The sequence below is a fragment of the Streptomyces sp. NPDC014801 genome (genome assembly GCF_043082085.1).
In the GTDB taxonomy this organism is placed as follows: Bacteria; Actinomycetota; Actinomycetes; order Streptomycetales; family Streptomycetaceae; genus Streptomyces.
Genome location: NZ_JBIBXG010000011.1, coordinates 201,984 through 225,689, shown reverse-complemented (window position 1 = coordinate 225,689; position 23,706 = coordinate 201,984). Strand labels below are relative to the sequence as shown.

Annotated in this window: 22 protein-coding genes and 1 pseudogene; 14 read left to right on the top strand and 9 right to left on the bottom strand. The window is 74.0% G+C overall.

From position 1 onward, the window contains the following. Positions 1-145 precede the first annotated feature (145 nt). From ACF1AL_RS26890 to ACF1AL_RS26865, 6 genes are all read left to right on the top strand, one after another. Positions 146-766: a DUF6230 family protein gene (locus ACF1AL_RS26890; protein ID WP_366837762.1), complete on the top strand. Its 621-nt coding sequence runs from the start codon at positions 146-148 to the stop codon at positions 764-766. Then, positions 757-1,380, top strand: a complete 624-nt coding sequence (locus ACF1AL_RS26885; RefSeq protein WP_391827736.1) for a DUF6114 domain-containing protein — start codon at positions 757-759, stop codon at positions 1,378-1,380. Before ACF1AL_RS26890 ends, ACF1AL_RS26885 begins: the two co-directional genes overlap by 10 nt. Next, positions 1,377-2,039 carry a hypothetical protein gene (locus ACF1AL_RS26880; RefSeq protein WP_391778358.1) on the top strand — a complete coding sequence of 221 codons (663 nt, stop codon included), beginning with the start codon at positions 1,377-1,379 and terminating at the stop codon, positions 2,037-2,039. The genes ACF1AL_RS26885 and ACF1AL_RS26880 overlap by 4 nt, the downstream gene beginning before the upstream one ends. Before the next feature lie 224 nt (positions 2,040-2,263). Continuing rightward, positions 2,264-3,247 (top strand): sporulation protein, encoded by a 984-nt coding sequence (locus ACF1AL_RS26875; protein ID WP_391827734.1) that lies wholly within the window; start codon positions 2,264-2,266, stop codon positions 3,245-3,247. Between the two features lie 154 nt (positions 3,248-3,401). After that, positions 3,402-3,857 (top strand): tellurite resistance TerB family protein, encoded by a 456-nt coding sequence (locus tag ACF1AL_RS26870; RefSeq protein ID WP_386418681.1) that lies wholly within the window; start codon positions 3,402-3,404, stop codon positions 3,855-3,857. A gap of 130 nt (positions 3,858-3,987) precedes the next feature. Beyond that, positions 3,988-4,359, top strand: a complete 372-nt coding sequence (locus ACF1AL_RS26865) for a DUF4190 domain-containing protein (protein WP_391827732.1) — start codon at positions 3,988-3,990, stop codon at positions 4,357-4,359. Between the two features lie 131 nt (positions 4,360-4,490). Here the strand turns inward: ACF1AL_RS26865 and ACF1AL_RS26860 are convergent, their stop codons facing one another. Both ACF1AL_RS26860 and ACF1AL_RS26855 read right to left on the bottom strand, forming a co-directional pair. Further along, the gene (locus ACF1AL_RS26860; protein ID WP_391827730.1) at positions 4,491-5,192 is read right to left on the bottom strand and encodes an ABC transporter ATP-binding protein; all 702 of its coding nucleotides are present in this window, start codon (positions 5,190-5,192) and stop codon (positions 4,491-4,493) included. Continuing rightward, positions 5,189-6,277, bottom strand: coding sequence for an ABC transporter permease (locus ACF1AL_RS26855; protein WP_391699642.1), 1,089 nt, complete (start codon positions 6,275-6,277; stop codon positions 5,189-5,191). Before ACF1AL_RS26855 ends, ACF1AL_RS26860 begins: the two co-directional genes overlap by 4 nt. 284 nt (positions 6,278-6,561) lie before the next feature. Between ACF1AL_RS26855 and ACF1AL_RS26850 the strand changes: the two genes are divergently transcribed. After that, complete coding sequence (locus ACF1AL_RS26850; RefSeq protein WP_391827931.1) at positions 6,562-7,890, top strand: sensor histidine kinase; 1,329 nt, start codon at positions 6,562-6,564, stop codon at positions 7,888-7,890. Beyond that, on the top strand, positions 7,887-8,525 hold the full coding sequence (locus ACF1AL_RS26845; RefSeq protein WP_391827728.1) for a response regulator: 639 nt from the start codon (positions 7,887-7,889) through the stop codon (positions 8,523-8,525). The genes ACF1AL_RS26850 and ACF1AL_RS26845 overlap by 4 nt, the downstream gene beginning before the upstream one ends. 4 nt (positions 8,526-8,529) lie before the next feature. On the opposite strand, the gene ACF1AL_RS26840 is transcribed toward ACF1AL_RS26845, so the two are convergent. The 3 genes from ACF1AL_RS26840 to ACF1AL_RS26830 form a co-directional block, all read right to left on the bottom strand. Then, positions 8,530-8,889 (bottom strand): transglycosylase family protein, encoded by a 360-nt coding sequence (locus ACF1AL_RS26840; protein WP_386585157.1) that lies wholly within the window; start codon positions 8,887-8,889, stop codon positions 8,530-8,532. 10 nt (positions 8,890-8,899) lie between these two features. Further along, a complete protein-coding gene (locus ACF1AL_RS26835) occupies positions 8,900-11,488 on the bottom strand; it encodes a hypothetical protein (RefSeq protein ID WP_391827726.1) in 2,589 nt (862 codons plus the stop codon). A gap of 218 nt (positions 11,489-11,706) precedes the next feature. Continuing rightward, entirely contained in the window at positions 11,707-12,768 is a 1,062-nt protein-coding gene (locus ACF1AL_RS26830; RefSeq protein ID WP_391699648.1) for a YihY/virulence factor BrkB family protein, read from the bottom strand. A 209-nt stretch (positions 12,769-12,977) separates the two neighbouring features. On the opposite strand from ACF1AL_RS26830, the gene ACF1AL_RS26825 reads away from it, so the two are divergent. Further along, complete coding sequence (locus tag ACF1AL_RS26825) at positions 12,978-13,676, top strand: alpha/beta fold hydrolase (protein ID WP_391827724.1); 699 nt, start codon at positions 12,978-12,980, stop codon at positions 13,674-13,676. Between the two features lie 57 nt (positions 13,677-13,733). Here ACF1AL_RS26825 and ACF1AL_RS26820 read toward each other — a convergent pair whose 3' ends face one another. From ACF1AL_RS26820 to ACF1AL_RS26805, 4 genes are all read right to left on the bottom strand, one after another. Then, the gene (locus ACF1AL_RS26820; RefSeq protein WP_391778351.1) at positions 13,734-14,411 is read right to left on the bottom strand and encodes a ScbR family autoregulator-binding transcription factor; all 678 of its coding nucleotides are present in this window, start codon (positions 14,409-14,411) and stop codon (positions 13,734-13,736) included. 122 nt (positions 14,412-14,533) lie between these two features. Continuing rightward, entirely contained in the window at positions 14,534-16,174 is a 1,641-nt protein-coding gene (pgm, locus tag ACF1AL_RS26815) for a phosphoglucomutase (alpha-D-glucose-1,6-bisphosphate-dependent) (protein WP_391827722.1), read from the bottom strand. 189 nt (positions 16,175-16,363) lie between these two features. Further along, positions 16,364-17,347: an MASE1 domain-containing protein gene (locus tag ACF1AL_RS26810; RefSeq protein ID WP_366837746.1), complete on the bottom strand. Its 984-nt coding sequence runs from the start codon at positions 17,345-17,347 to the stop codon at positions 16,364-16,366. 203 nt (positions 17,348-17,550) lie between these two features. Next, complete coding sequence (locus ACF1AL_RS26805; RefSeq protein ID WP_366837745.1) at positions 17,551-18,384, bottom strand: PP2C family protein-serine/threonine phosphatase; 834 nt, start codon at positions 18,382-18,384, stop codon at positions 17,551-17,553. A 227-nt stretch (positions 18,385-18,611) separates the two neighbouring features. Between ACF1AL_RS26805 and ACF1AL_RS26800 the strand changes: the two genes are divergently transcribed. The 5 genes and pseudogenes from ACF1AL_RS26800 to ACF1AL_RS26780 all read left to right on the top strand — a co-directional run bounded on the left by ACF1AL_RS26800 (position 18,612) and on the right by ACF1AL_RS26780 (position 23,702). Beyond that, positions 18,612-19,064: a hypothetical protein gene (locus tag ACF1AL_RS26800; RefSeq protein ID WP_366837744.1), complete on the top strand. Its 453-nt coding sequence runs from the start codon at positions 18,612-18,614 to the stop codon at positions 19,062-19,064. Between the two features lie 224 nt (positions 19,065-19,288). After that, positions 19,289-20,398 carry a substrate-binding domain-containing protein gene (locus tag ACF1AL_RS26795; protein ID WP_391827720.1) on the top strand — a complete coding sequence of 370 codons (1,110 nt, stop codon included), beginning with the start codon at positions 19,289-19,291 and terminating at the stop codon, positions 20,396-20,398. Between the two features lie 121 nt (positions 20,399-20,519). After that, positions 20,520-21,849, top strand: a pseudogene (locus ACF1AL_RS26790) (ABC transporter substrate-binding protein). Between the two features lie 27 nt (positions 21,850-21,876). After that, positions 21,877-22,845 (top strand): carbohydrate ABC transporter permease, encoded by a 969-nt coding sequence (locus tag ACF1AL_RS26785; RefSeq protein ID WP_391827717.1) that lies wholly within the window; start codon positions 21,877-21,879, stop codon positions 22,843-22,845. Beyond that, positions 22,842-23,702, top strand: coding sequence for a carbohydrate ABC transporter permease (locus tag ACF1AL_RS26780; RefSeq protein WP_391827715.1), 861 nt, complete (start codon positions 22,842-22,844; stop codon positions 23,700-23,702). Before ACF1AL_RS26785 ends, ACF1AL_RS26780 begins: the two co-directional genes overlap by 4 nt. Positions 23,703-23,706 lie beyond the last annotated feature (4 nt).

Sequence of the window (23,706 nt, the reverse complement as noted above, 5' to 3'; positions counted from 1 at the left end):
GGCGCCTTTAACCTGACTCGTCAGTAACCCCGCACTGCCCGCGGCGCGACCGCCCACGCAGCCCTTCCTTGCGCCTGTTCGCGCCGCCGGTCCCTCACCCCTCTCGCCCTCGGGCGCCCTTTTCTCCAGCGAAAGGACAAAGAGGATGAAAGACCAGCAAGGCGGACAGGTGGTCGGTCGCATCCGGTGGAGACGGTTCGCCGTGCTGGCCGTCCCCGGCTGTGCGGCCACCGCCGCCCTCGGCGTCGCCCTCGCGCAGGGCGCCATCGCCGCCTCGTTCGCCGTGTCGGGCCAGCAGTTCAAGGTGTCGGCCGACAGCCTCACCGGCCAGGGCTTCGCCCAGTACGGCAACATCGACACCAACGCCCGCAACGACCTCCTGCCCGTCGCCACCGTCGGCATCCGCACGGCGAAGATCAACAACCTCTGCCAGTCGGTGGTCACCAAACTGCCCGTGCTCGGCAACATCTCGCTGACCCTGACCGCCGGCGCCGGAGCCACCCCCGTGGAGGCGGAGAACCTCTTCCTCGACGCCACCCAACTGGAGGGCGACGCCACCTTCCACACCCTCGAGATCGGCCGCGACGCCTCCACGCTCGACAAGGGGCCCGAGGGCGCGCAGGGCATGCAGGACGCCTTCTCGCAGCAGGCCGACGACCTGGAGATCAAGAACCTGAGGCAGGTGGCGTGGGCCGCGAACGCCGGCACGTTCAAGCTCTCCGGCCTCAAGATGAAGATCGCCAAGGGGAAGAAGGAATGTTTCTGAGCCGGCGCGCATGGCGCAGCTGGCGCCGCAGCCGGCCCTTCTGGGGCGGCCTGGCCACCGTCCTCGCCGGGACCGAGATCTGCGTCCTTCCCCTCGCCCCGCTGGAGGTCATGCTCAAGCAGGGCATCGCCGGGCTCCCGTCCGTCCTGCTCGGCCTGGTCATGATCGTGCTCGGGTTGTCGGCCTGGGTCGCCCCGCACTACCGCGGCCTGGCCGGCACCCTCACCGTACTGCTGGCCGTCGCCGCCCTGGTGATGTCCAACCTCGGCGGATTCCTGTTCGGCACGCTCCTCGGCATCGCCGGCGGCTCGATGATCTTCGCCTGGCAGCCGGTGCCGGGCGTGGACGGACCCACCGGACCGGCACCCGGAGCGCGGGACGCCGGCGAACCCGCCCCACCCGCCCCCGGAGCACCGCGCGCGGACCAGCCCGCCGGCCCCACCGCCGGGACCCCGCGCGCCGACGCACCGGACGGATCCACCACCACGGCGCCGGCCGCCCCCGAGGCCGGCACCCCCTTCGCGCCACCCCCCACAGGCGCCACCCGGTACCACCGCGCGTCCCTCGCGCATGTCCCGTCAGTCGACACGCACGGAAAGGCATCCCCACCATGACACTCCGTCCCCACCGTGTCCGGGCGCTGCTCGCCACCGCCACCGGCGCCGCCGCGACCGCCGCGCTCGTGCTGACCGGCACGGCCGCCCAGGCGCAGACCGCCGCCGCCTCGACCACGGTCACCCCGGCCGGCCACGCCTACCAGGCCACGCTGTCCGGCAAGGCCACCTTCAAGGCCGGCTCCGTGACCCTGACCTGCTCCGTCTCCTCCACGACCGGACAGGTCCCCGCCGCACCCGCCAACCACAACGACGCCGGCCCGGTCGCCTCCACCCTGGCCGCGCCCACGTTCAGCTCCTGCACGTCGAGCCTGGCGGGCGTGACGCCGACGGTGACCACCAGCGGCACCTGGGGCATCTCCGTCCAGAACGGCTCCCCGAGCACGGCGACGCTGACGGTCCCCCAGGGCGGCCTGGTCGTCAAGACCAGCGGCCTGGCCACCTGCACCATCGTCTCCGCGCCCGGCGGCCCGGCGTCCATCGCGGGCACCTGGACCAACGGCGCGCCCTCCGCGCTCGCCTTCGCCAACGCCGTCGTCCCGGTGACCGTGACCGGCACCTTCGGCTGTCCGACCAGCGCGACGACGTCCACCGTCAACCTGGCCTACACCGTGGCCGACACCACCGACCCCGCACAGCAGATCACCGTCGGCCCCTGACCCGACCCGTCCCCATCCGAACCGGGTGCGCAGGCGTCGTCCTGCGCACCCGCACGTCGTGGGCGGCTGTGTACGACACGTGCCGACCGCGCTTTTCAGCCGTTCGCATGACGCATCATCAGCCGCGCGGCACCGCGTCGCTCCTCGCGCCGTATTCTTCTACTCGCCTGTAGAGAGTTCCTGGTCAGGAACGCACGGACGCATCAGAAGGAGTGAACGCCACGATGGTGTTCAAGCGACTGCTCGGCTCGCTCGGCGTGGGCGGCCCCACGGTCGACACGGTTCTCGACCCCGGCCCGGTCCGGCCCGGCTCCCCCCTCACCGGCCAGGTCCATCTCCGCGGCGGCCGGGCCGACTTCACCGTAGAACACCTCACCCTGGAGCTCGTGGCCCGGGTCGAGGCCGAGCACGCCGACGGGGAGAGCGAGGGCCTGGTGACCTTCGACCGGTTCACCGTCGGGGGCGGCTTCCGCCTCGGCGAGGGCGAGGCGCACAGCGTGCCGTTCAGCGTGACGCTGCCGTGGGAGACCCCGCTCACCGAGCTGTACGGCCAAGGGCTGGGCATCGTCCTCGGTGTACGCACCGAGTTGTCGGTGGCCGGGGCGCGGGACAAGGGCGACCTCGACCCGCTCGCCGTCGCCCCGCTGCCCGTCCAGGAGGCGGTCCTGGAGGCCTTCGGTGACCTCGGCTTCGGTTTCCGCTCGGCCGACCTCGAGTGGGGCCACATCTCCGGCACCCGGCAGCAGTTGCCCTTCTACCAGGAGATCGAGCTGATCCCGGCACCGCAGTACGCCCACGCGCTCGACGAGGTCGAAGTGACGTTCCTGGCCGGGCCCGCCGGTGTCGAGGTCGTCCTGGAGGCCGACCGGCGCGGCGGCCTGTTCGGCGAGGGGCACGACACGCTCGTCCGGTTCACCGTCGGTCACGACGACGTGCGCGACTGGAAGGCCGAGATCGACGGCTGGATGCGCCGGCTGATCGAACACCGGTCCTCGTACGGCACGTCCGCCCAGTACGTCCCGGGCGGGCACGGGGAGCACCACCACGCCGGTCACCGCTCGGGGCCGGGCGTCGGCACGGCCGTCGCCGCGGGGGCCGCCGGGCTCGCGGTCGGTGTGGCGGGCGGCATGGTCGCGGCCGAAGTCGTCGACGAGATCGGGGACTTCTTCGAGGACGACGACGAGGGCGGCGACGAGGGCGAGGACTGAGCAGGAACACCCCGGGGCCGGTGTTCGTCTCCAGGAGGGGAAGCGGCGCGACCCGGCACCTCCCCTCCTGATAGTTTCTACAGTGCTGTAGAAGTTCGTGGCAGCTCCGGCCGGTCCCCGGCCGGGGTCACCTCACTAGTCGTATGGAGTTGGCATGGCCCTGTGGGACCGCATCAAGGAGTCCGCATCGCAGATGCAGACCCAGCTCGTGGCGAAGAAGAACGACCTGAAGAGCGGCGCCTTCCGCGACGCGAGCATGGCGATGTGCGCACTGGTCGCCGCAGCCGACGGCACCGTCGACCCCTCGGAGCGCCGGCGCGTGGCCCAGCTCATCGCCACCAACGAGGTGCTGCAGAACTTCCCCGCGGACGACCTGCGCCGCCGGTTCGAGGAGAACCTCGACAAGCTGACCACGGACTTCGACTTCGGCAAGGTCAGCGTGTTGCAGGAGATCGCCAAGGCCAAGAAGAAGCCGGCCGAGGCACGGGCGGTCGTACAGATCGGTATCGTCATCGGCGGCGCCGACGGCGACTTCGACAAGGACGAGCAGGCCGTGGTCCGCGAGGCGTGCTACACGCTGGACCTGCCGCCGCACGAGTTCGACCTCTGACCGAGGCACGCGGGAGGCCGGGCCGACGCGCCGCAGCGCCGGCCCGGCGTCGCGCGCCGGCAGCGGACCGGTACGGAAAAAGGCACTTCGGGGGACAGTGAACGTGAGCGGTACGGACCACACTCGGCCGGTGACCGAGGGCGCGGCGCGGCCCCGGCCGGTGACCGAGGGCGCGGCGCGGCCGCTCGCGGGACGCAACCGGGCCGCCAAGGTCAGCGGCTTCTCGGCGCTCTGGGCGGTCGCGTCCCTGGGCAACTTCGCCACCGGCCTGGCCTGGATGAACCCGGGGGTCTTCGTCGGCATGGCGGTGCTCGCCGCGCTGATCGCCGTCCCCGCCGGTCACGTGGGCCGCTTCCGCGGGCGGCGACTGGGGGGCGAGGGACGTGGACTGGCTCTCGCGGGCATCCTCACCGGCTGGCTCGTCCTGGTGGTCTGCGCCCTGGCCGCGCTGGCCTATCTGGGCCTCGTCGCCGGACTCGCCGTCCTGGTCGGCCACGCCTGAAACCCGCGTCCGCCGCACGACGGACGGCCCTTGGGCGCCGTGACGGCGGGCCCCTCCTTCAACGCGCCGCGGGCGGTGACCCACCAGCGCGTCGTGGGCCACGGGTCGCAGCCCCGCCCTCCTGCGCGGACCTACTCCCGGAGGGCTCCCCCGTCCCCGTTCCCGCCCTCCCGCAGCCGGCCGTCGCGGACCTCCACGACGCGGTCGGCGCGACCGAGGTGCGCGAGGTCGTGGGTGACCAGGACGGTGGCCGTGGCCCGTTCACGGGTGAGGCGGGTGAGCAGGTCGATCACGGCGGCGCCGCGGGCCCGGTCCAGCGCGCTGGTCGGCTCGTCGACCAGCAGGATCGTCGGGTCGTTCATCAACGCGCGGGCGATCGCGACGCGTTGGCGCTGTCCGCCGGAGAGCTGGTACGGGCGGTGCCCGGCCCGGTCCGCCAGGCCCACGGCGTCCAGCAGGGCCAGCGCCCGTTCGCGCGCGGCGCCGGGCCGGCGTCCGGCGAGGTGGGCCATGACCTGCAGCTGTTCGACGGCGGTCAGCGAGGCCAGCAGGCTGGGCTGCTGGAACACCAGGCCGATCCGCTGCCGGCGCAGCGCGGTGAGCTCGGCGCGGGACAGACCGGTGGTGGCGATGCCGTCGACGGTGACCGTGCCCTGATCGGGCGTCAGCAGGGTGGCGGCGACGGCCAGCAGACTGGACTTGCCGGAGCCGGACGGGCCGACCACGGCGGTCAGGCTGCCCTTGGGCACGGTGAGGCCGACGCGGTCCAGGGCGGTCAGGCGGCGCTCGCCGTCGGGGTAGGTGAGGGTGACATCGGTCAGTCGCAGGCTCATCGGGTGCCCCCCAGGGCGGTCAGCGGGTCGACGGAGGTGATGCGGCGTACGGCCAGGGCGGCGCCGCCCGCACCGAGCAGGACCAGGACCCCGGCGGGCACGAGGACCGTCGCGGGCGTCAGCACGAACGGCACCGCGCGTCCGGCGACCAGCGCGCCCACCGCGACGGCGAGCGCGGTGCCGAGGAGCGTCCCGCCGGCCAGGACGGCGACGGCCTGCCCGAGGGCGTCCTTCAGCAGGGTCGCGGTGGACGCGCCGAGGGCCTTGAGGACGGCGATGTCGCCGCTGCGCTGGATGGTCCACACGGTGAAGAAGGCGCCCACCACCAGGGCCGAGATGCCGAACAGGAACGCGCGCATCAGCTGCAGCGAGCCGTTCTCGGAGGTGTAGGAGCCGATCGCGGACAGCGAGGCGTCCTTGGTGACGGTCCGGGTGTGCGCCCGGGCGTCCGCGGCGGTCAGGTCGGTGCCGTCCTCGGTGGTCAGGGCGATCACCGTCGCGGTCGCGCCGCGCGTGTCGCCGCTCGGGGGTGCGGTGGCGCGCCAGGTGGCGAGGGAGGTCCACACGACCGGGGTGTGGCTGAAGGACGCGTCCCCGCGCACCCCGGTCACGGTCAGCCGCCGCCCGGCCAGGGCGACGGTGTCGCCGGCCCGGACGCCGAGGTCGTCGGCGGCCCCGGTGGACAGCACCGCCGTACGGTCGTCGAGTCGGTCGCCTGCCGGCGCGAGGGCGGAGCCGGGACGGACGCCGAACACGGACACGCCCGCGCTCCGGGTCCCGGCGGTGGCCTTGGCGGGCGTGATGCCGAGGGGTTCGGCCCTGGTCACGCCGGGCGTCGCGGCCCAGCGCCGCCACTGCTCCTCGGTGACCGTGGAGTCGGTGTACGACAGGTCACGGCCGCCGTCGGGGGCGTCGAAGGCGATCCGGTCGGCGGGCAGGGAGGTGATCGCCGAGACGCTCTGCCGGCTCAGGCCCGCCGTCAGTCCGGACAGCAGGCCGACCAGCAGGGTGATCAGGACGATGACGGTGCCCATGAGGGCGAAGCGCCCCTTGGCGAAGCGGAGGTCCCGCCAGGCGACGAACATGGCTGTGACCAGGCCTTTCTCTGGGGAAAAGGAAGGTCTCCAGCCTGCCCCCGGCCCTGGTGCGCGGGCATCCGGCGCCGGAGGGCACTTCGCGGGCCGAAGGGTGCGCCGGGGGTTGCATCTTTCGACAGAGGCCGCTCGCGGCGGCCCACCGTAAGGTTGCCGGGAGACCTCCCCGACCCGTGAGCACCGTGAAGACATCCCCGAGGCCCGTGACCGCCACCACCGCACCCCGCCCCGCCCCGATCCCGGCGACGATCCCCACCCCGGTCGCCACCCCGACGATGCGCGCCCTGACCTGGTGCCTGCACCTGCTGGTCGTCGGTCTGCTCGCGCTGGCCGCGGTCCGGACCGTCACGGCGGGCGGGCCCCGGCCCGGCGCGGTCGTCGCCGTCGCCGTCGTGTGCGGGCTCGGCTACGCGGCGGGTCCGCTGCTGCCGCGGGTGCGCACCTCGCGCGGGGCCGCGGCGGCGTGGCTGGGCGCCGTGGGCGCCGTATGGCTGGGGCTGCTGGCGCTGACCGCCGACGGGGTGTGGGTCGCCTTCCCGCTGTACTTCCTGCAGCTGCATCTGCTGCCGCGCCGTGCGGCGCTGACCGCGGTCACGGCGACCGCGGCGGCCGCCGTCGCGGGGTTCGCCGCGCACCAGGGCGCGTTCGGTCCGGCGATGGCGATCGGGCCCGCGCTCGGCGCGGCCGTCGCGGTCGCCGTGGTGTGGGGCTACCAGGCGCTGTACCGGGAGAGCGAGCAGCGGCGCCGGCTGATCGAGGAGCTGACGTCGACGCGGGCCGACCTGGCCGCCGCCGAGCACACGGCCGGGGTGCTCGCGGAACGGGAGCGGCTGGCCCGCGAGATCCACGACACGCTCGCCCAGGGCCTGTCCAGCATCCAGCTGCTGCTGACGGCCGCCGGGCGCGCGCTGCCCGGCGCGCCGGACACCGCCGCCCGCCATGTCGAGCAGGCGCGGCAGGCCGCCGTGGACAACCTCGCCGAGGCGCGGCGGTTCGTGGTCGCGCTCGCCCCGCCGGCGCTGGACGGCGGCACGCTCGCCGACGCCCTGGAGCGGCTGTGCGCGACCACGTCCACGCGTCATCCGCTCACCGCACGCCTGCACCGCACCGGCCCGCCTGTGCCGCTGCCCACCACGCACGAGGTGGCGCTGCTGCGCGTCGCCCAGTCCGCCGTGGCCAACACCGTCCGCCACGCCGACGCGTCGCGCGTCGACCTGACCCTGGGCCGGGCCGGCGGGTACGTGACCCTGGACGTCGTGGACGACGGCGCCGGGTTCGACCCGGACCGGCTGCCCGCGCCCGGCACGGAGGGCGGCGGGTTCGGCCTCGCGGGCATGCGGGCGCGGGTGCAGGACCTCGGCGGCACCTTCGCGCTGACGTCCGCTCCGGGCCGGGGCACCGCGCTGTCCGTCCGGCTGCCCCTCACCCCGTCCACCGGCCCGGACGACCCCGAGACTCCGTCCGCCGTCCCGGACGACCCCGAGACTCCGTCCGCCGTCCCCGGGCCCGAGACCTTGTCCGCCGCCGCTGAGCCCGGGACGTCGTCCGCCGACCCTGAGCCCAGGACTTTGTCCGCCGACCCCGACGCCGAGGCCCGCCCGTGAGCGACGACGCCCCCATCCGACTGCTGCTGGCCGACGACCACCCCGTGGTGCGGGCCGGGCTGCGGGCCGTCCTGGAGACCGAACCCGGGCTGGCCGTGGTGGCCGAGGCCGCCACGGCCGAGGAGGCCGTGGTGCGCGCCGCCGCCGGCGACATCGACGTGGTGTTGATGGACCTGCAGTTCAAGGGCGGCATGAACGGCGCCGAGGCGACCGCCGCGATCACGGCACGGCCGGGCGCGCCCCGGGTCGTCGTCGTCACCACGTACGACTCCGACGCGGACACCCTGCCCGCGATCGAGGCGGGCGCCACCGGCTATCTCCTCAAGGACGCCCGGCCCGAGGACCTGGCCGCCGCGGTGCACACCGCGGCGGCCGGCCGTACGGCGCTGGCCCCGGCCGTCGCCGACCGGCTGCTGCACCGGCTGCGCACGCCGGGCACCTCGCTGACCCGGCGCGAGACGGAGGTGCTGACGCTCGTGGCGGAGGGGTTGTCCAACCTGGCGGTGGCCCGGCGGCTGCACCTCACGGAGGGGACCGTGAAGTCGCACCTGGCGCGCGTGTACGCCAAGCTCGGCGTGGACTCGCGCACCGCCGCGGTGGCGGCCGCCACGGACCTGGGCCTGATCCGCCGCTGACCGGTCAGGCGCAACCCCAGGCGGACATGCCCTGCTGCGCGGCCAGCCGCCGGGCGACCTTGATCTGCTGCCGCCGGGTGGCGAGGTCGGCGCGCGGGGCGTACTTGAGCCCGCCGGCCGCGACCCAGCTGGACCGGCTGAACTGCAGGCCGCCGTAGTAGCCGTTGCCCGTGTTGGCCCTCCAGTTGCCGCCGGACTCACAGGCCGCGATGGCGTCCCAGTCGGGCCCGAAGCGGGGCAGGGCCTCGGCCGTCGTGGCGGCCGTGCCCAGCGCGGCCAGGGTCGTCACGAGCACCAGCGCCGACCGGGCGCGATGGGACGGGCGACCGACGGCACCACTCATCACTCTCTGCACCGATTTCATGACCGTACTGTTACATCATGTGACGATATGGAGCGCGCATCTGCGCGGCCGGTCGTGTCATGTCGACTCCGTTCGGGCGATACTCCCGCCCCTCGCCGGCCGGACACGGCACGAAGGGGCGCGGTCCGGCCGGACGGCCCGCCTCGATCTCCCCGATCAGCCGGCGCAGCGCCGCCGCGCCGAGCGGCGACGGCTGCCCGTCCAGGTCGGCCAGGGCCCGGCGGCCGCGACGCCAGGCGCGGGCGGTGCGGCCCTGGTGATGGTCGACGACGGCACGGGCCCAGCGGGAGACGAGGCACGCCCAGGGGTCGTCGCGTGTCTCGGGCCGGGACAGGGCGCGCCGGGCGCTGCGCCGCGCGGCGGCGGGAGCGAACGCCGTCTGCGCGAGGGCGAGGGCGGACAGCGCGACGGACGGTGACGGTCCGCCGGGCGCGCCGGGCGGGATGGCCTGCGCGGCTTCCGCGAAGTGCTCGGCGGCGGCCCGCGGATCGTGGCGGCGCACCGCGAGCAGGCCCTGGACATGGGCGATACGGCCGACGGTCGCGTCGTCGCCGGCCCGGACGGCGGCCGGCCAGGCCCGGCCCAGCAGCTCACCGGCCTGCTGGGGGTGGGTGCCGGCCCGCAGCCAGGCCGCCAGCCACAGCGCCCGGGCCGGCAGCGGACCGCCGTCGTCGCACAGCGGCAGCAGGCGCAGCAAGTGGTCGCCGCCCTCCGCGACGCGGTCGTGCACGGCCCACCAGAACCACAGATCCGTCACCGTCTCCAGGGCCGCCTGCGCGTGGCCGGGCTCGGTGAGGGCGTGCCGGACGGCGGCGGTGAGGTCGGCGTGCTCGTCCCGGACGAGCCGTACGGCCTGGCTCTGGCTGCCGTGGTGCCACAGGTCGGCGGCGACGGCGGCCACGCGGCGGCAGTGGCTCATCCGCCGCTCGGCGGCCACCGGGTACTCCCCCGCCTCACGCAGCCGTTCGGCGCCGAACTCGCGGGCGGCCCGCGTCATCCGGTACCGGACCGGCACCACACCACCGGGGTCGGTGACCGGGGTGAGGATGCCGGCCGCGGCGAGCCGGGCCAGACAGGAGGGCACCCGGTCGGGTTCGACGCCGCCGCCGGCGCACAGGAACACCGCGGTGGACTCGGCGAAGGAGCCGGCGAAGACCCCGGCCCGGTCCCAGACCCTGCGCAGGTCCCGGTCGCACAGCACGTAGTCGGCACCGACGGCGGCCCGCACCGACCGGTGCCGGCGCAGAGCGGCGTGGGCGTCGGCCAGCCAGCCCTGGCGGCGGGAGGTCAGGGCGGCGAGCCGGCGCAGCGGATGGCGGGCGGCCTGCGCGGCGGCGAGCTCGATCGCCAGCGGGTTGCCTTCGAGGTGACGGCAGATGGCGGCCACCGCGGCCAGGTCGGCGTCCGTCGGGTCGAACTCGGGTGCGGCGCGCCGGGCGCGGTCCAGGAAGAGCCGCACCGCGGGGGAAAGAGCCCCCGCGGCGGATTCGGTGCGCAGCGGGCCCAGCCGCAGGACGTGTTCGTCGCCGAGCCCGAGGGCGCGGCGGGAGGTGACGAGGACGCGCAGCGTGGGCGCGGCCATCAGCAGGTGCTGCACCAGCCGGGTGCACTCGCCGTGCGCCGGGTCGACGTCGTCGAGGAGCAGCAGGAGCGGCGCATCCGGCAGCACTGCGACGACGTCGGGGACGGTGACGGGGCGGGGGACGGGGGCAGAGCTGGGGACGGCAAGGGTGGCGGGGCCGGGAACGGTGGCGGAGCCGGGGACGGTGGCGGAGCCGGGAACGGTGGCGGAGCCGGGGCCGGGGACGGTGGCGGAGCCGGGAACGGTGGCGGAGCCGGGAACGGTGGCGGAGCCGGAGCCGGGGCCGGGGACGGTGGCGGAGCTGGGGCCGGGAACGGCGGCAGGGCCGGGGACGGCAGCCGGATCGGGGGTCGCGGCGGTCTCCGGGACGGCGGCACCTTCCGGCAGGGCGCCGGTCTCAGGGGCTGTGATCCCTTCCGGGACGGCTGCGGCCTCCGGGACGGCTGCGACCTCCGGGATGGCAGCCCCTTCCCGCAGGGCGGCATCCTCGGGGGCTGCGACGCCTTCAGGGAAGGCTGCGACCCCGGGGACGGCGAAGCCTTCAGGGAACGCTTCGGCCTCCGGGACGGGGGCCACCCCCGGAACGGCGGCGGCCTCCGGGACGGGCGCCACCCCCGGGACCGTGGCAGCCGCCGGCCCGGCGAGCGGGGTGCCCGGCGGTGCGGTGACCGGCTCGGCGACGGCGTCGGTCGCGGCCTCGGGATCGTCGAGCGGTGCGGCCGCCTCCCGGGTGAGGGCACGGACCAGCGCGGCCGTGAGCGTGCCGGGGGCACTCGGGCCGCTGCCTTGGACGCGCACGGTGAGGGTGTGCCGCCACGGCGGGTCCGGCGCCCCGGCCACCGCGGTCGCGGCCAGCCGGCTCTTGCCGAGGCCGGCCGTGCCGGTGACCGTCACCAGCCGGTGTGCGGTCAGCAGGGCCCGCAGCCGGGCCGCCTCCGCGGTGCGGCCGAGCAGCGGCGGGGGCCCGGGCTCGCCGGGCGCGGGCGGCGGCTCCGGTGCGCCGACACTGGTCCACACGTGGGTGACTCCCCGTCGTCGTAGGGCGTGCGCGGCGCTCCGGGGGTCGGCCGCCCCGGGTGCAGAACCGTCTCTGCAACGGCGCCACGGCTACCCAACGCGGCACGGCCGCCCTCGGTGGCGCCGGCGCGTCGGGGACCACACGCGGCGGTGAGCCGAAGAACGCGTGTACGGCGGGGAGTCGAAGAGTGTGTACGGCGGGGGCTCGGCGCCCCGAGTCAGGTGTCGCTCAGGCGGCGCAGATCGTCCTCGTCCCAGGTCCGGGTGTCCCGGGGCTCGGTGTACGGCTCCGCGTCGGCCGGCAGTCCGCCGGCGATGGCCCGCTGCCGCACGGTCTCCGCGTCGAACTCGAGCCCCAGCAGCACCGCCAGGTTGCCGATCCACAGCCACACCAGGAAGACGATGACACCGGCCATGGTGCCGTAGGTCTTGTTGTACGACGCGAAGTTGGCGACGTAGACCGCGAACCCGCCGGAGGCGATCAGCCAGATCACCAGGGCCAGGAAGCTGCCCGGCGTGATCCAGCGGAAGCCCTTGACCTTGGCGTTCGGGGCGGCCCAGTACAGCAGGGCGATCATCACGGTGACGAGCAGGACCAGCACCGGCCACTTGGCGATCGACCACACCGTCAGCGCGGTGTCACCGACCCCGAGGGCGTCCCCGGCGCGGCGGGCGATGCCGCCGGTGAAGACCACGATGAGCGCGCTCACCATGGCGAGCACCATCAGGACGGCGGTGACCCCGACCCGTACGGGCAGGATCTTCCACACGGGCCGGCCCTCGGGGATGTCGTACACGGCGTTGGCCGCCCGCATGAAGGCCGCCACATAGCCCGACGCCGACCACAGGGCGACCACCACGCCGACGACCGCCATGAGGGAGCCGAGTCCGGCGCTTCCCTGCAGCTGCTCCACGGCCCGGGTGAGGATGTCGCGCGCCGAGCCGGGCGCGAGCTGCCGGATGTTGGTCAGCACTTTGTCCGTGGTCGAGCGGCCCGTGAGGCCGAGGATCGACACCAGGACCAGCAGCCCGGGGAAGAGGGCCAGCACGCCGTAGTAGGTCAGGGCGGCCGCGCGGTCGGTCAGTTCGTCGTCCTTGAACTCCCGCAGGCTCCCCTTGAGGATCCGCCGCCACGCCCCCTTCGGCAGCTTCGCCGGGGTGTCCGGCGCCCGCCGTTCCACCTCGGGCCCGGGGCCCAGGTCCTCGGGCGGCGGCGCGGGCGGATGCTCCGCCGACCCGTCGCGGTGGTCCTTTCGTCCCGGAAGATGCAGCTTCGCCATGACCGTCAGGTAACCCCTGAACGCGCTCCCATGCCGCCGAGGCGGCCGGAGCAGCCGAACGGGGTCACCTCGTTGTCCGTTTCCGTTCGAGTCTTTTCGGTGCACGGGGTCTGTTCAGGTCACGGGCCGCCTGTTAAGAAATGGACGCACACGCGCCACTGACACGTGTCATTCCTGCGCCGACCCTCAGGAAGGGAACGACGACGACCGTGCTGCTCGACACCACCGCATGGGGCACCGGCGAGCGGACCGCGCTGCTGGTCCACGGCATCATGTCCGACGCCCGCACCTGGCACCGGGTCGGCCCGCTGCTCGCCGACCGCGGCTACCGCGTGATCGCCGTCGATCTGCGCGGCCACGGCCGCTCGCCGCGCGCCGCGGTGTACTCCCCCGAGCTGTTCGCCGACGACCTGGTCGACACCCTGCCCACGGGCGCCGACCTGGCCATCGGGCACTCCCTCGGGGGCCTCTCCCTGCTGCTCGCCGTGGACCGGCTGCGGCCGCGCCGCGCGGTGTACGCCGACCCGGCCTGGTCCACCGCCGACCCGGAGGCGGCCGTCGACCCGTCGCTGTTCGCCGGGTTCAAGAACGCCTCGCGGGAGCAGATCACCGCGCTCAACCCGCGCTGGGCCGCGGAGGACGTGGACGTGGAACTGGCCACGTTGGCCGACTGGGACCCGCGGACCGCGCACTTCCTGGGCGGGGCCCCGCTGCGGGGATTCCTGCCGCTGCGCGCCGAGGTGCCGTCGCTGGTGACACTCGCCGATCCCAGCCTGCTCGTCGGTCCGGCTGAGGCGGACGTGCTGCGCGCCCGCGGCTTCGAGGTGCGCACCGTGGCGGGCGCCGGGCACACGCTGCACCGGGACGACCTGGAGGGGTTCATGAAGGCGCTCGACGGCTGGATCTGACAGCTTGTCAGGAAGACGTACCCGCGCCGGTCATGAGCCATGAGCGGGGGCTGGTGTTCAGGGGCGCCGGCCCGGTGGCCCGTCCGCCCGGCCGCGTACCCGCTCGTGGACGCGGGCGCCACGGTCGGGCGCCATGTCCAGCTGCAGCAGGACGGCGGGTACGGCGATGCTCGCCATCAGGTGGCGTTCCATGTCGGCGATCCGCTCGGCCAGGTCGGCGTGCCCGGTCATGATCTTCGACAGGAGCTGGACGCCGGTGAAGGCGCCGACGAACAGGCGCGCCGTCGCGTCCACGTCGACGTGCGGCAGCAGTTCGCCGTGCGCCTTGGCCCGCGCCAGCAGCGCGGCGCTGCGCGCGACCCAGCCGCGCATCGGCGCCTCGCGGTCCAGTTCGTCGCACCGCACGCCCTGCTCGACGGTGAGCCGGATGCTGCCGCGCACCAGCGGGTCGCCGCGGCTGAGCAGATGGGCGACCAGGAAGGTGGTGTCCAGGACCTCCTGGAGCACCAGGTCCTGCGTCGGCACCTGCGGTACGGCGCCGAGCTGGTCGGCGAGCACGGCGTCGGCCAGCTCGCGCTTGGAGGAGAAGTGGAAGTACAGCGCGCCCTTGGTCACCCCGGCGCGCTGCAGTATCTGCGCGATGGTGGCGGACTCGTAGCCCACCTCGGCGAAGACGGCGGCAGCGGCGACGAGGATGGTACGGCGCGTTCTGACCGCACGTTCCTGCAGCGCCACAGCCGACCCCTCCGTGCTCGCTCCGGGCGGCTGTCCCGAAGTAAACCAACCGGCGAGCCCGCATCCTGTCACCGCCCGATGAGCGGATCAAGTCACGCCGGGCCCGCCGGGGACGCGGTCCGTCAGCCGCCGAGGGCCGCCAGGACGACGCCCTTGGCCTCCTCCTGGACCCGGGCCAGGTGGTCCGGGCCGAGGAAGGACTCGGCGTAGATCTTGTACACGTCCTCGGTGCCGGAGGGGCGGGCCGCGAACCAGGCGTTGGCGGTGCTCACCTTGATGCCGCCGATGGCCGCGCCGTTGCCGGGCGCCTCGGTGAGGACGCCGGTGACGGCCTCGCCGGCCAGCGTGTCGGCGCCGACCTGGGCCGGGGACAACTTGCCGAGCAGCGCCTTCTCCTCGCGGGTGGCGGGGGCGTCGGTGCGCGCGTAGGCGGGCTCGCCGTAGCGGGCGGTGAGGTCGGCGTAGTGCTGGGAGGGGGTCTTGCCGGTGACGGCGATGATCTCCGAGGCCAGGAGGGCGAGCAGGATGCCGTCCTTGTCCGTGGTCCACACCGAGCCGTCGCGGCGCAGGAAGGAGGCGCCGGCCGACTCCTCGCCGCCGAAGCCGAGGGAGCCGTCGAGCAGGCCGTCGACGAACCACTTGAAGCCGACCGGCACCTCGACCAGACGGCGGCCGAGGCCCTCGGCGACCCGGTCGATCATCGCGGAGGACACCAGGGTCTTGCCGATACCGGCGTCGGCGGGCCACTGGTCGCGGTGGCTGTAGAGGTACTGGATGGCGACGGCGAGGTAGTGGTTGGGGTTCATCAGCCCGGCGTCCGGGGTGACGATGCCGTGCCGGTCGGCGTCCGCGTCGTTGCCGGTGGCGATCTGGAAGCGGTCGCGCTGGGCGATGAGCGAGGCCATGGCGTTGGGCGAGGAGCAGTCCATGCGGATCTTGCCGTCCCAGTCCAGCGTCATGAAGCGCCAGGTGGGGTCGGTGAGCGGGTTGACCACGGTCAGGTCGAGGCCGTGCTGCTCGGCGATCCGGCCCCAGTACGCCACGGACGCTCCGCCCAGCGGGTCGGCGCCGATGCGCACGCCGGCCGCGCGCACGGCGTCCAGGTCCAGGACGCTGGGCAGGTCGGCGACGTAGGTGCCGAGGAAGTCGTAGCGGCCGGTGGTGGGGGCGGCCAGGGCGCGGGCGTAGGGGACGCGGCGGACGTCCTTCAGGCCGGCGCGGATGATCTCGTTGGCGCGGTCCTGGATCCAGGAGGTCGCGTCGGACGCCGCGGGGCCGCCGTTCGGCGGGTTGTACTTGAAGCCGCCGTCGGCGGGCGGGTTGTGCGAGGGGGTGACGACGACGCCGTCGGCGAGGCCGGAGGTACGGCCCCGGTTGTGGGTGAGGATGGCGTGGGAGAGCGCCGGGGTGGGGGTGTAGCCGTCGGCGCTGTCGACGAGGACGGTGACGTCGTTGGCGGCGAACACCTCCAGGGCGGTGGCCTTGGCGGGCTCGGACAGCGCGTGGGTGTCGGCGCCGAGGAAGAGGGGGCCGTCGATGCCCTGGGCCTGCCGGTACTCGCAGATAGCCTGGCTGGTGGCGGCGATGTGGTCCTCGTTGAACGCGGTCGCCAGCGACGATCCGCGGTGCCCGGACGTGCCGAACGCCACGCGCTGGCCCGGTTCGGCCGGGTCGGGGTGCAGCGTGTAGTACGCGGTGACCAGCCGGGCGACGTCGACGAGGTCCTCGGGTCCGGCCTGCTTGCCCGCTCGCTCGTGCTGCATGTGTGCCCGCTCCTCCGGTTGGGTTGGGTCCCTTGTCGGTCATGTCGTGTCCGAGTCGTTCGTGACGCCGTTCATCTTTCCAGGTCACGCGCCGCTTACGCGAGGGCGGGGCGACGGGGCGCGGACCGGGTCGGTGGTCGGCGCGGCGAGGGGCGCGGCGACCGGCGCGGCGGTGGGGGCCGGCCGGAGTCAGCGTTCGGTGCCCTCCCGGGAATCGCGGCGGGGCGGCGGTTCACCGGCGGTGAGGTGTTCGAGGACCTCGACCAGCTCCTGGCAGGCCTTCTCCACCGACCGCCGGGTGTTGAGCTGCTCGGTGATCAGGGCCGACAGCAGCAGGGCGGTCAGCGCCATGGAGCCGTTGAAGGCCTGGAGCTTGATCATCACCTCGATGCGGCTGAGCCGCTCGAAAGGGCCGACGCGGTCGGTGGCGGCGATGGTGGCCAGGACGGACGTCAGCAGCGCGCACAGCATGCTGCCGGCGAGGCGGAAGCGCAGGGCCGCCCAGATCAGCAGCGGATAGACCAGGAAGAGCACGCTGAGCGTGGAGTGGCTGGCCAGCGGGATGACGACAGCGGCGATGACGGCGAGGAGGAGGGCCTCCTTCCAGCGGGTCGGCGCAGGCAGGCGGCGCAGGGTGTACAGCATCAGCAGCAGCGGGGTGACGATCAGGACGCCCATGGCGTCGCCGACCCACCAGGCGAGCCAGACGGGCCAGAAGTCGGAGGCGGAGAGCTTGTCGGTGGCGACGAGCAGGCCGGCCCCGGCGAAGGAACTGATCAGCATGGCGGTCAGGGCGCCCAGGAAGACCAGGGCGAGACCGTCGCGTAACCGGCTCAGGCTGAGCCGGAACCCGGCCCGGCGCAGCAGCAGGCAGGCGCACACAGGGGCGAGCGTGTTGCCGACGACGGTGCCGAGGACGTCGATGTGCACGGGGGCGATGGACTCGATGATCAGCAGTGTGCCGAGGGCGATACCGGGCCACACGCGCAGCCCGAGGATCAGCAGGGCGGCCACGGCGACGCCGGAGGCGGGCCAGATGGGGGTGACGACCGCGCCCTCCACGACGAGCTGGCGGTACAGCCCCAGGCGGCCGGCGGCGTAGTAGCAGCCCGCGACCACCAGCGCCTGAAGCACGAGCACGGCCGGTCGCCGCAGGTCCTGGGTAGCCACCACACCGCCATGAGACACCGCCCCCGCCCCGACGTCGAGGCGGGACGCGCCGGGATCCCGCCTATGGCTGAGTGGACCAGCCCGTCACACCGGCTCGGCCGGTCCGCCGCCGCCGGCGGACGCAGGGTCGAGGCTCGGCGCAGGCACGGCAGGGGACGTGCGGCCGGATGGTGTCGGCCGGGGACGGCCCCGGGGTCCCGGGCCGCTCACCGGCGGTGCGGGTCCAGGCCGTCGTGGCCGACGACCAGGACGGCGGCGTCGTCGGCGTGGCCCACTCGTTCCGCGCCCCTGATGACGGCGGCGGCCAGGGAGGTGGCCTCCAGGCCGGCCACCGCGGCGATGCCGGCCAGGCGGACGACCTGGTCGAGGCCCTCGTCGACGCCGAGCGCGGGGCCCTCGACCACGCCGTCGGTGACGAGGACGAACACGCCCCCGGTGGTGAGGTGATGCCGGGCGACCGGGTACGAGACCCCTTCCAGGACGCCGAGCGGCGGCCCGCTCTCCCCCTCGGCGATGCCGGAGCGCCCGTCGGCCGTGGCCCAGACGAACGGTATGTGGCCGGCCCGCGCGCTCTCCAGCAGCCCGGTGGCCGGGTCGAGCCGGATGAAGGTGCAGGTGGCGAAGAGATCCGTGCCGAGGGACAGCAGCAGGTCGTTCGTGCGGCCGAGCAGTTCGCCGGGGTGGCTGGTGACGGAGGCCAGCGCGCGCAGGGCGACCCGGACCTGGCCCATGAAGGCGGCGGCGTCGATGTTGTGCCCCTGGACGTCGCCGATCGACAGCCCGATCCGGCCGTCGGGCAGCGTGAACGCGTCGTACCAGTCCCCGCCGACGCTCAGCCCGGAGGTGGCCGGGGTGTACTGCACCGCCAGGTGGAAGCCGGGGGCGGCGGGGAGATGCGCCGGGAGCATGCCGCGTTGCAGGGCGATGGCCAGCTCGACCTGCGAGCGCTGCAGTTCCGCGCGCTCGCGCGCCTGGGCGGTCAGGGCGCTGAGCCTGGTCAGCAGCTCGTCGCCGTCCTCCGACGGGCGCTTGCGGGACATGATCACTCCGGCCGGGACGAAAGCCCGCTTCAAGGACAAAGCACCAGATATCGCGTTTAGAGGATGATAACGGGGACCGGCGTCCCAGGGGCAGGCTGCTCCGTCCGAGTGGTGGTTCGTCCGGTGCGGTCGTAGCCTCGCACCAGAGCCGTCGCCCGGCGCGAGACGTTCGAACCTCCCTGCCGGGCGACGGGGTGCGGTGCGGACGAACAGCGGGAGCGGGAACCATGCGCACACACATGCTGAGGGCGGCCTTCACGCTCTGCGCCGTCGCCTCGCTCGCGGCGGCGACCGGACCGGTGTCCTCCGCCTCGACGGCCGCGGAGACCGCGCGGCGCGCCCCGCGGCCCGTGCTCGTCGACTGCCTCTGGCATCCCGAGGTGCGCCCGGCCGACTTCATCCTGGCCTGCGGTGACGGCAACAGCCGCCTGACCTCCCTGCACTGGAAGCGGTGGGACGCCAAGGCCGCGGTGGGCAAGGGGATCAACGCGGTCAACGACTGCAAGCCGTACTGCGCGGCGGGCCGTTTCCACTCCTACGCCGTCACGGTCCGGCTGGACGAGCCCCGTCCCTGGAAGAAGCACCCGCGGACGCAGCACTACACGCGCATGACGCTGACCTACACCGACGGCCGCCCGAGCGGGTTCCCCCGGGTGGTCACCTACCCGCTGTGGGACTGACCCGCCGCGCCGCCCCGGCTCCTCCCCCGTCACCCCGGCGTGCCGCCCTGTAGTGCGTCCGGCGCTCCGGCTGCGCCCGCTCCCCCGCTGATCCCGCGTCACGGTCATCCTCGCTGATCCCGCGTCACGGTCACCGAAATCGTTCGCGCCCCTTCCCGCCGCCGAAGCGATCGTTATGCTGAGGGCAATCGTTCAAACGAACATCTCCGGGTCGGGGAGGCCTCGTGCGGGAGCCGGTCGAGCTCAGGCGTCAACGCATCCTCGCGGCGGTGCAGGCCCGCGGTTCCGCGCGCGTGCGCGACCTCGCCGCGGAGCTGGAGGTGTCCGTGGTGACGGTGCGCCGGGACGTGGAGGAGCTGACCCGCGAGGGGAAGCTGCGCCGCGGCCACGGCGTGGTGCGGTCGGCGACGCTCGCCCCCCGGCAGGAGCCGCCCGCCGGGGACGCCGCCGAGGGAGACGCGGTCGCCGTCGTCGTACCCGAGCGTCATTCGTACCTCTACGAGGCCCTGCACGGCGCCCGCTCGGTGCTGGAGGAGGCCGGTCTGCGGATCGCGCTGCACATCGCGCCTCAAGTCGCGGGCGCCGAGCGGCCGTTGGTGGAGCGCGCGCTCGCCGACGGGGCGCGGGGGCTGCTGCTGGCGCCGCGCTGGCGCAGCCGGGCCCTGGAGGAGGCCGACTACGGGTGGCTGGCCGCGCTGGACGTGCCGGCGGTGCTGATGGAGCGGCGGCCCCGGCCGGGCAGCGCGCTGCACGCCATGGACTCCGTCTGCTCCGATCACGTCCACGGCGCCCGCCTCGCCGTCGAGCACCTCGTCGGGCTCGGTCACCGGCGGCTGGTGTTCGCCACGCGCGACGACAGCCCGACCGCGCGCACCCTGCGCTCGGCGTTCCGTGCGATCGCCGAGGAGCATCCGCTGGTCGAGGAGTGGGCGTGGCTGCTCAGCGCGCCCGAGGCGGGGCAGGACGGGCCGTACACCGGGCAGGAGACGGCTGAGCTGTCTGCGGTCCTGCGCGAGGTGGGCGCGACGGGTGCCGTGCTGCACGGCGACGTGGACGCGCTGATGCTGGTGCAGCAGCTGGCGGACAGCGGGGTGCGGGTGCCGGAGGACTGCTCGGTCGTGGCGTACGACGACGTGGTGGCCTCGCTGGGCGCCACCCCGCTGACGGCGGTGACCCCGCCGAAGGCGGAGGTGGGCCGGGTGGCCGCGGAGCTACTGCTGCGGCGCCTCGGGCGAACCGGAGCCGCGGCGGCCGGTGCCGTGCAGCGGGTGGAGCTGCTGCCGTCGCTGACGGTGCGCGATTCGACCCGGGCCCTGGAGCCGGCCTCGAACTGAGCGTTTGAACGTTTTATTTTCTTCTGATCGATCTATTGACCGTTTACGGTCGACCGGCTGAGGATGCGGGTGTCCCCGAACAGTCGTGTCCCCGACACGCAGGAGCCGCGGGAGGCATCCCATGCCCGGTCGACCCAGCCGTCGGTCCGTGCTCGCCGCGTTGACCGCGGCACCGCTCGCCGCAGGCGTCAGCGGCTGCCGTGGCGCCGCGGGCGCACCGGCCCCGCAGCGGCGGCGTCACACGCATCACCTTCTGGTCCGCGCTGCGCGGCAGCAAGGAGGTCGTCGACGCGTTCAACCGCACGCACCGGACCGTCCAGGTCGAGTTCCAGCAGATCCCCTCCGGCGGGCAGGGCGGCTACGCCAAGCTCAGCAACGCCGCCCGGGCCGGCAACGCGCCCGACGTCGCCACCCTGGAGTACCCGCAGGTGCCGGGGTTCGCCATCGACGGCGTCGCCCGCGACATCACCGGCCTGGTCAGCGACTCCCTGCGGGCCAGGCTGCTGCCGCAGGCGCTGGGCCTGACCACGTTCGAAGGCCGGGTGTTCAGCGTGCCGCTGGACGTGGAGCCGATGGTGATGCACTACCGCGCCGACCTCTTCGAGCGGTACGGGTTCAGCGTGCCGCGCACCTGGGAGGAGTTCGCGGCGCTCGCGGCAGCGGTGCGGCGCAGGGCGTCCGGCCGCCGGCTGGTGCTGTTCCCCACCGACGGCGGCACGCAGTTCGCCGCGTACGCCTGGCAGGCCGGCGCGCACTGGTTCGACACCCGGGGCGGGGCCTGGAACGTCTCCCTCGCCGACGCGCCCTCCCGGCGGGTGGCCGGCTACTGGCAGAGCCTGATCGACCGCGGCGACGTGTTCGTGAACGCCGTGGAGAGCCGCCAGGCGGACGCGCAGATCGCGGGCGGCCTGGTCCTGACCCGGCTGAGCGGCGCCTGGGACGCGGGCGCGCAGATGAAGGCGCGGCCCGGCCAGAAGGGCCTGTGGCGGATCGCCCCGCTGCCGCAGTGGGACACCGGGCGGCCGTACGTGGGCACGCACGGCGGATCGACGTTCGCCGTCACCAAGGACAGCCGCCACCCCGAGGCCGCGATGGAGTTCATCGAGTGGCAGGTCTCCCACCCGGACGCGCTGCGCGCCCGCCTGTCCAGCGGCACGTCCAGCCAGTACCCGGCCGCGACCGCCCTGGTCGCCGTCGGCCGGGAGGCCTTCGACCGGTCCTACTACGGCGGCCAGGACATCTACCGCCTCTTCGAGCAGGAGGCCGCGAAGATCCGCGACGGCTGGGTGTGGGGCCCGCGGATGACCGCCACGCAGAAGGTCATGCAGGACTCCTTCGCCCGGGTCGGCGCCGGTCAGGGCACCCTCGTCGACTCCCTGCGGGCGGCCCAGGACGGCACCATGCCCGACCTGAGGGCGCTCGGCCTGTCCACCACCGAGCACACCACCTGAGCCGCCCGAGAGGCAGGTGAGCAACCCATGGCCATGACCGAGACCCCGCGGCGCACGGCGACCGCCGGCGCCCCCGCTCTCGACCCGCGTGCCCGCCGCGCGGCCCGGCGCCGGCAGCTGTCCGCGTGCGGCGTGCTGATGACGCCGTTCTTCGCCCTGCTGGTCACCGTCTTCCTGATCCCCGTGGGGACGGCCGTCTATCTCAGCTTCTTCAGCGACGACCAGCCCGGCCTCGGCTTCGGGCCCGAACGCCGGGTCTTCGTGGGCCTGCGCAGCTACACGGCCGTGCTGACCGACCCGACCTTCCTCGGCGGCCTCGGCACGGTCGCGCTGTACTGCCTGATCTACATCCCGCTCATGGTCGCCGGCGCGCTCGCCCTCGCCCTGCTGCTGGACTCCGGCGTCGTACGGCTGCGGGCCTGGGCGCAGCTCGGGCTGTTCCTACCGCACGCGGTGCCCGGCATCATCGCCGCGCTGATCTGGCTGTACCTGTACACACCGGGCATCAGCCCGGTCATCGACCTGTTCGCCCGGGCCGACATCCACCTCGACTTCCTCGGGCTGCACACCGTGCTGCCCTCCATCGTGAACATCGCCCTGTGGTCCAACCTCGGCTACAACATGGTGGTCTTCTACGCCGCCCTGCAGGCCGTGCCCCGCGAGGTGATCGAGGCGTCCGTGGTCGACGGCGCCGGCCCGGTGCGCACCGCGCTCCAGGTGAAGACGCCGCTGATCCGCGCCTCGCTGGTGATGGTGGCGATGTTCACGCTGATCTGGGCGCTGCAGCTGTTCACCGAGCCGATGCTGCTCAGCCAGTCCTCCCCGATGATCAGCTCCCGGTTCTCGCCCAGCATGTACATCTACGACGCCGCCTTCACCCGCAACAACTACGGCCTGGCGGCGGCCGCCTCGGTGGTGCTGCTGGCCTGCACGATCGCCCTGTCCTACGGCGTGACCCGGTTCACCGCACGCGCCGACGCCGAGGAGGCCCGATGAGCGCCGACAGCACCCTGCTGCGCCCGAGACTGCTGGGCCGGGCCACCGTCAACGTCGTCGTCGGCGTGTCCGTGCTGTACACGCTGCTGCCGGTGCTGTGGCTGGTGCTGGCCGCCGCGAGGAACCGGGACGCCCTGTTCGGCAGCGACCTGCTCTCGACGAGCGGCTTCTCCTTCGCCGCCAATCTGCGCGACCTGTTCACGATGGACGACGGGCAGTACGGCCGCTGGTACCTCAACAGCCTGCTGTACGCGGTGCTCGGCGCCGCGATCGGCGCGCTGGTGAGCGTGGCCTGCGGGTACGCCTTCGACAAGTACCGCTTCCGGCACAAGGAGAAGCTGTTCGGCCTGGTGCTGGCCGCGGTGATGGTGCCGCAGACGGTGCTCGCGCTGCCGCTGTACCTGATGGCCTCCCGGGCCGGGCTGGTGAACACCTTCTGGGCGGTGTTCGTGCCGGTGCTGTTCAACCCGTTCGGCGTCTATCTCGGCCGGATCTTCGCCCGGGGCTTTGTGCCCGACGAGGTGCTGGAGGCGGCCCGCATCGACGGGGCGGGCGAGCTGACGACGTACGCGCGCGTGGCGTTCAGGATGCTCGGCCCGGGGCTGGTCACGGTGTTCCTCTTCCAGCTCACGGCGATCTGGAACAACTTCTTCCTGCCCATGGTCATGCTGTCCGACCAGGACCTGTACCCGGTCAGCCTCGGCCTGTACACGTGGAACAGCTCCGCGTCGGTGTCGCCGGAGTACTACCCCGTGGTGATCATGGGTTCGCTGCTCGCCGTGCTGCCCCTCATCCTCGCCTTCGTCCTCCTCCAGCGTTTCTGGCGCAGCGGTCTGACCGCCGGCGCCGTCAAGTAAGCCC

Bases quoted from the DNA above. Each gene is read 5' to 3' on its own strand.
- ACF1AL_RS26890 (WP_366837762.1), top strand. From the start codon at position 146: ATGAAAGACCAGCAAGGCGGACAGGTGGTCGGTCGCATCCGGTGGAGA.
- ACF1AL_RS26885 (WP_391827736.1), top strand. From the start codon at position 757: ATGTTTCTGAGCCGGCGCGCATGGCGCAGCTGGCGCCGCAGCCGGCCC.
- ACF1AL_RS26880 (WP_391778358.1), top strand. From the start codon at position 1,377: ATGACACTCCGTCCCCACCGTGTCCGGGCGCTGCTCGCCACCGCCACC.
- ACF1AL_RS26875 (WP_391827734.1), top strand. From the start codon at position 2,264: ATGGTGTTCAAGCGACTGCTCGGCTCGCTCGGCGTGGGCGGCCCCACG.
- ACF1AL_RS26870 (WP_386418681.1), top strand. From the start codon at position 3,402: ATGGCCCTGTGGGACCGCATCAAGGAGTCCGCATCGCAGATGCAGACC.
- ACF1AL_RS26860 (WP_391827730.1), bottom strand. From the start codon at position 5,192: ATGAGCCTGCGACTGACCGATGTCACCCTCACCTACCCCGACGGCGAG.
- ACF1AL_RS26855 (WP_391699642.1), bottom strand. From the start codon at position 6,277: ATGTTCGTCGCCTGGCGGGACCTCCGCTTCGCCAAGGGGCGCTTCGCC.
- ACF1AL_RS26850 (WP_391827931.1), top strand. From the start codon at position 6,562: ATGCGCGCCCTGACCTGGTGCCTGCACCTGCTGGTCGTCGGTCTGCTC.
- ACF1AL_RS26840 (WP_386585157.1), bottom strand. From the start codon at position 8,889: ATGAAATCGGTGCAGAGAGTGATGAGTGGTGCCGTCGGTCGCCCGTCC.
- ACF1AL_RS26830 (WP_391699648.1), bottom strand. From the start codon at position 12,768: ATGGCGAAGCTGCATCTTCCGGGACGAAAGGACCACCGCGACGGGTCG.
- pgm (WP_391827722.1), bottom strand. From the start codon at position 16,174: ATGCAGCACGAGCGAGCGGGCAAGCAGGCCGGACCCGAGGACCTCGTC.
- ACF1AL_RS26805 (WP_366837745.1), bottom strand. From the start codon at position 18,384: ATGTCCCGCAAGCGCCCGTCGGAGGACGGCGACGAGCTGCTGACCAGG.
- ACF1AL_RS26800 (WP_366837744.1), top strand. From the start codon at position 18,612: ATGCGCACACACATGCTGAGGGCGGCCTTCACGCTCTGCGCCGTCGCC.
- ACF1AL_RS26785 (WP_391827717.1), top strand. From the start codon at position 21,877: ATGGCCATGACCGAGACCCCGCGGCGCACGGCGACCGCCGGCGCCCCC.
- ACF1AL_RS26780 (WP_391827715.1), top strand. From the start codon at position 22,842: ATGAGCGCCGACAGCACCCTGCTGCGCCCGAGACTGCTGGGCCGGGCC.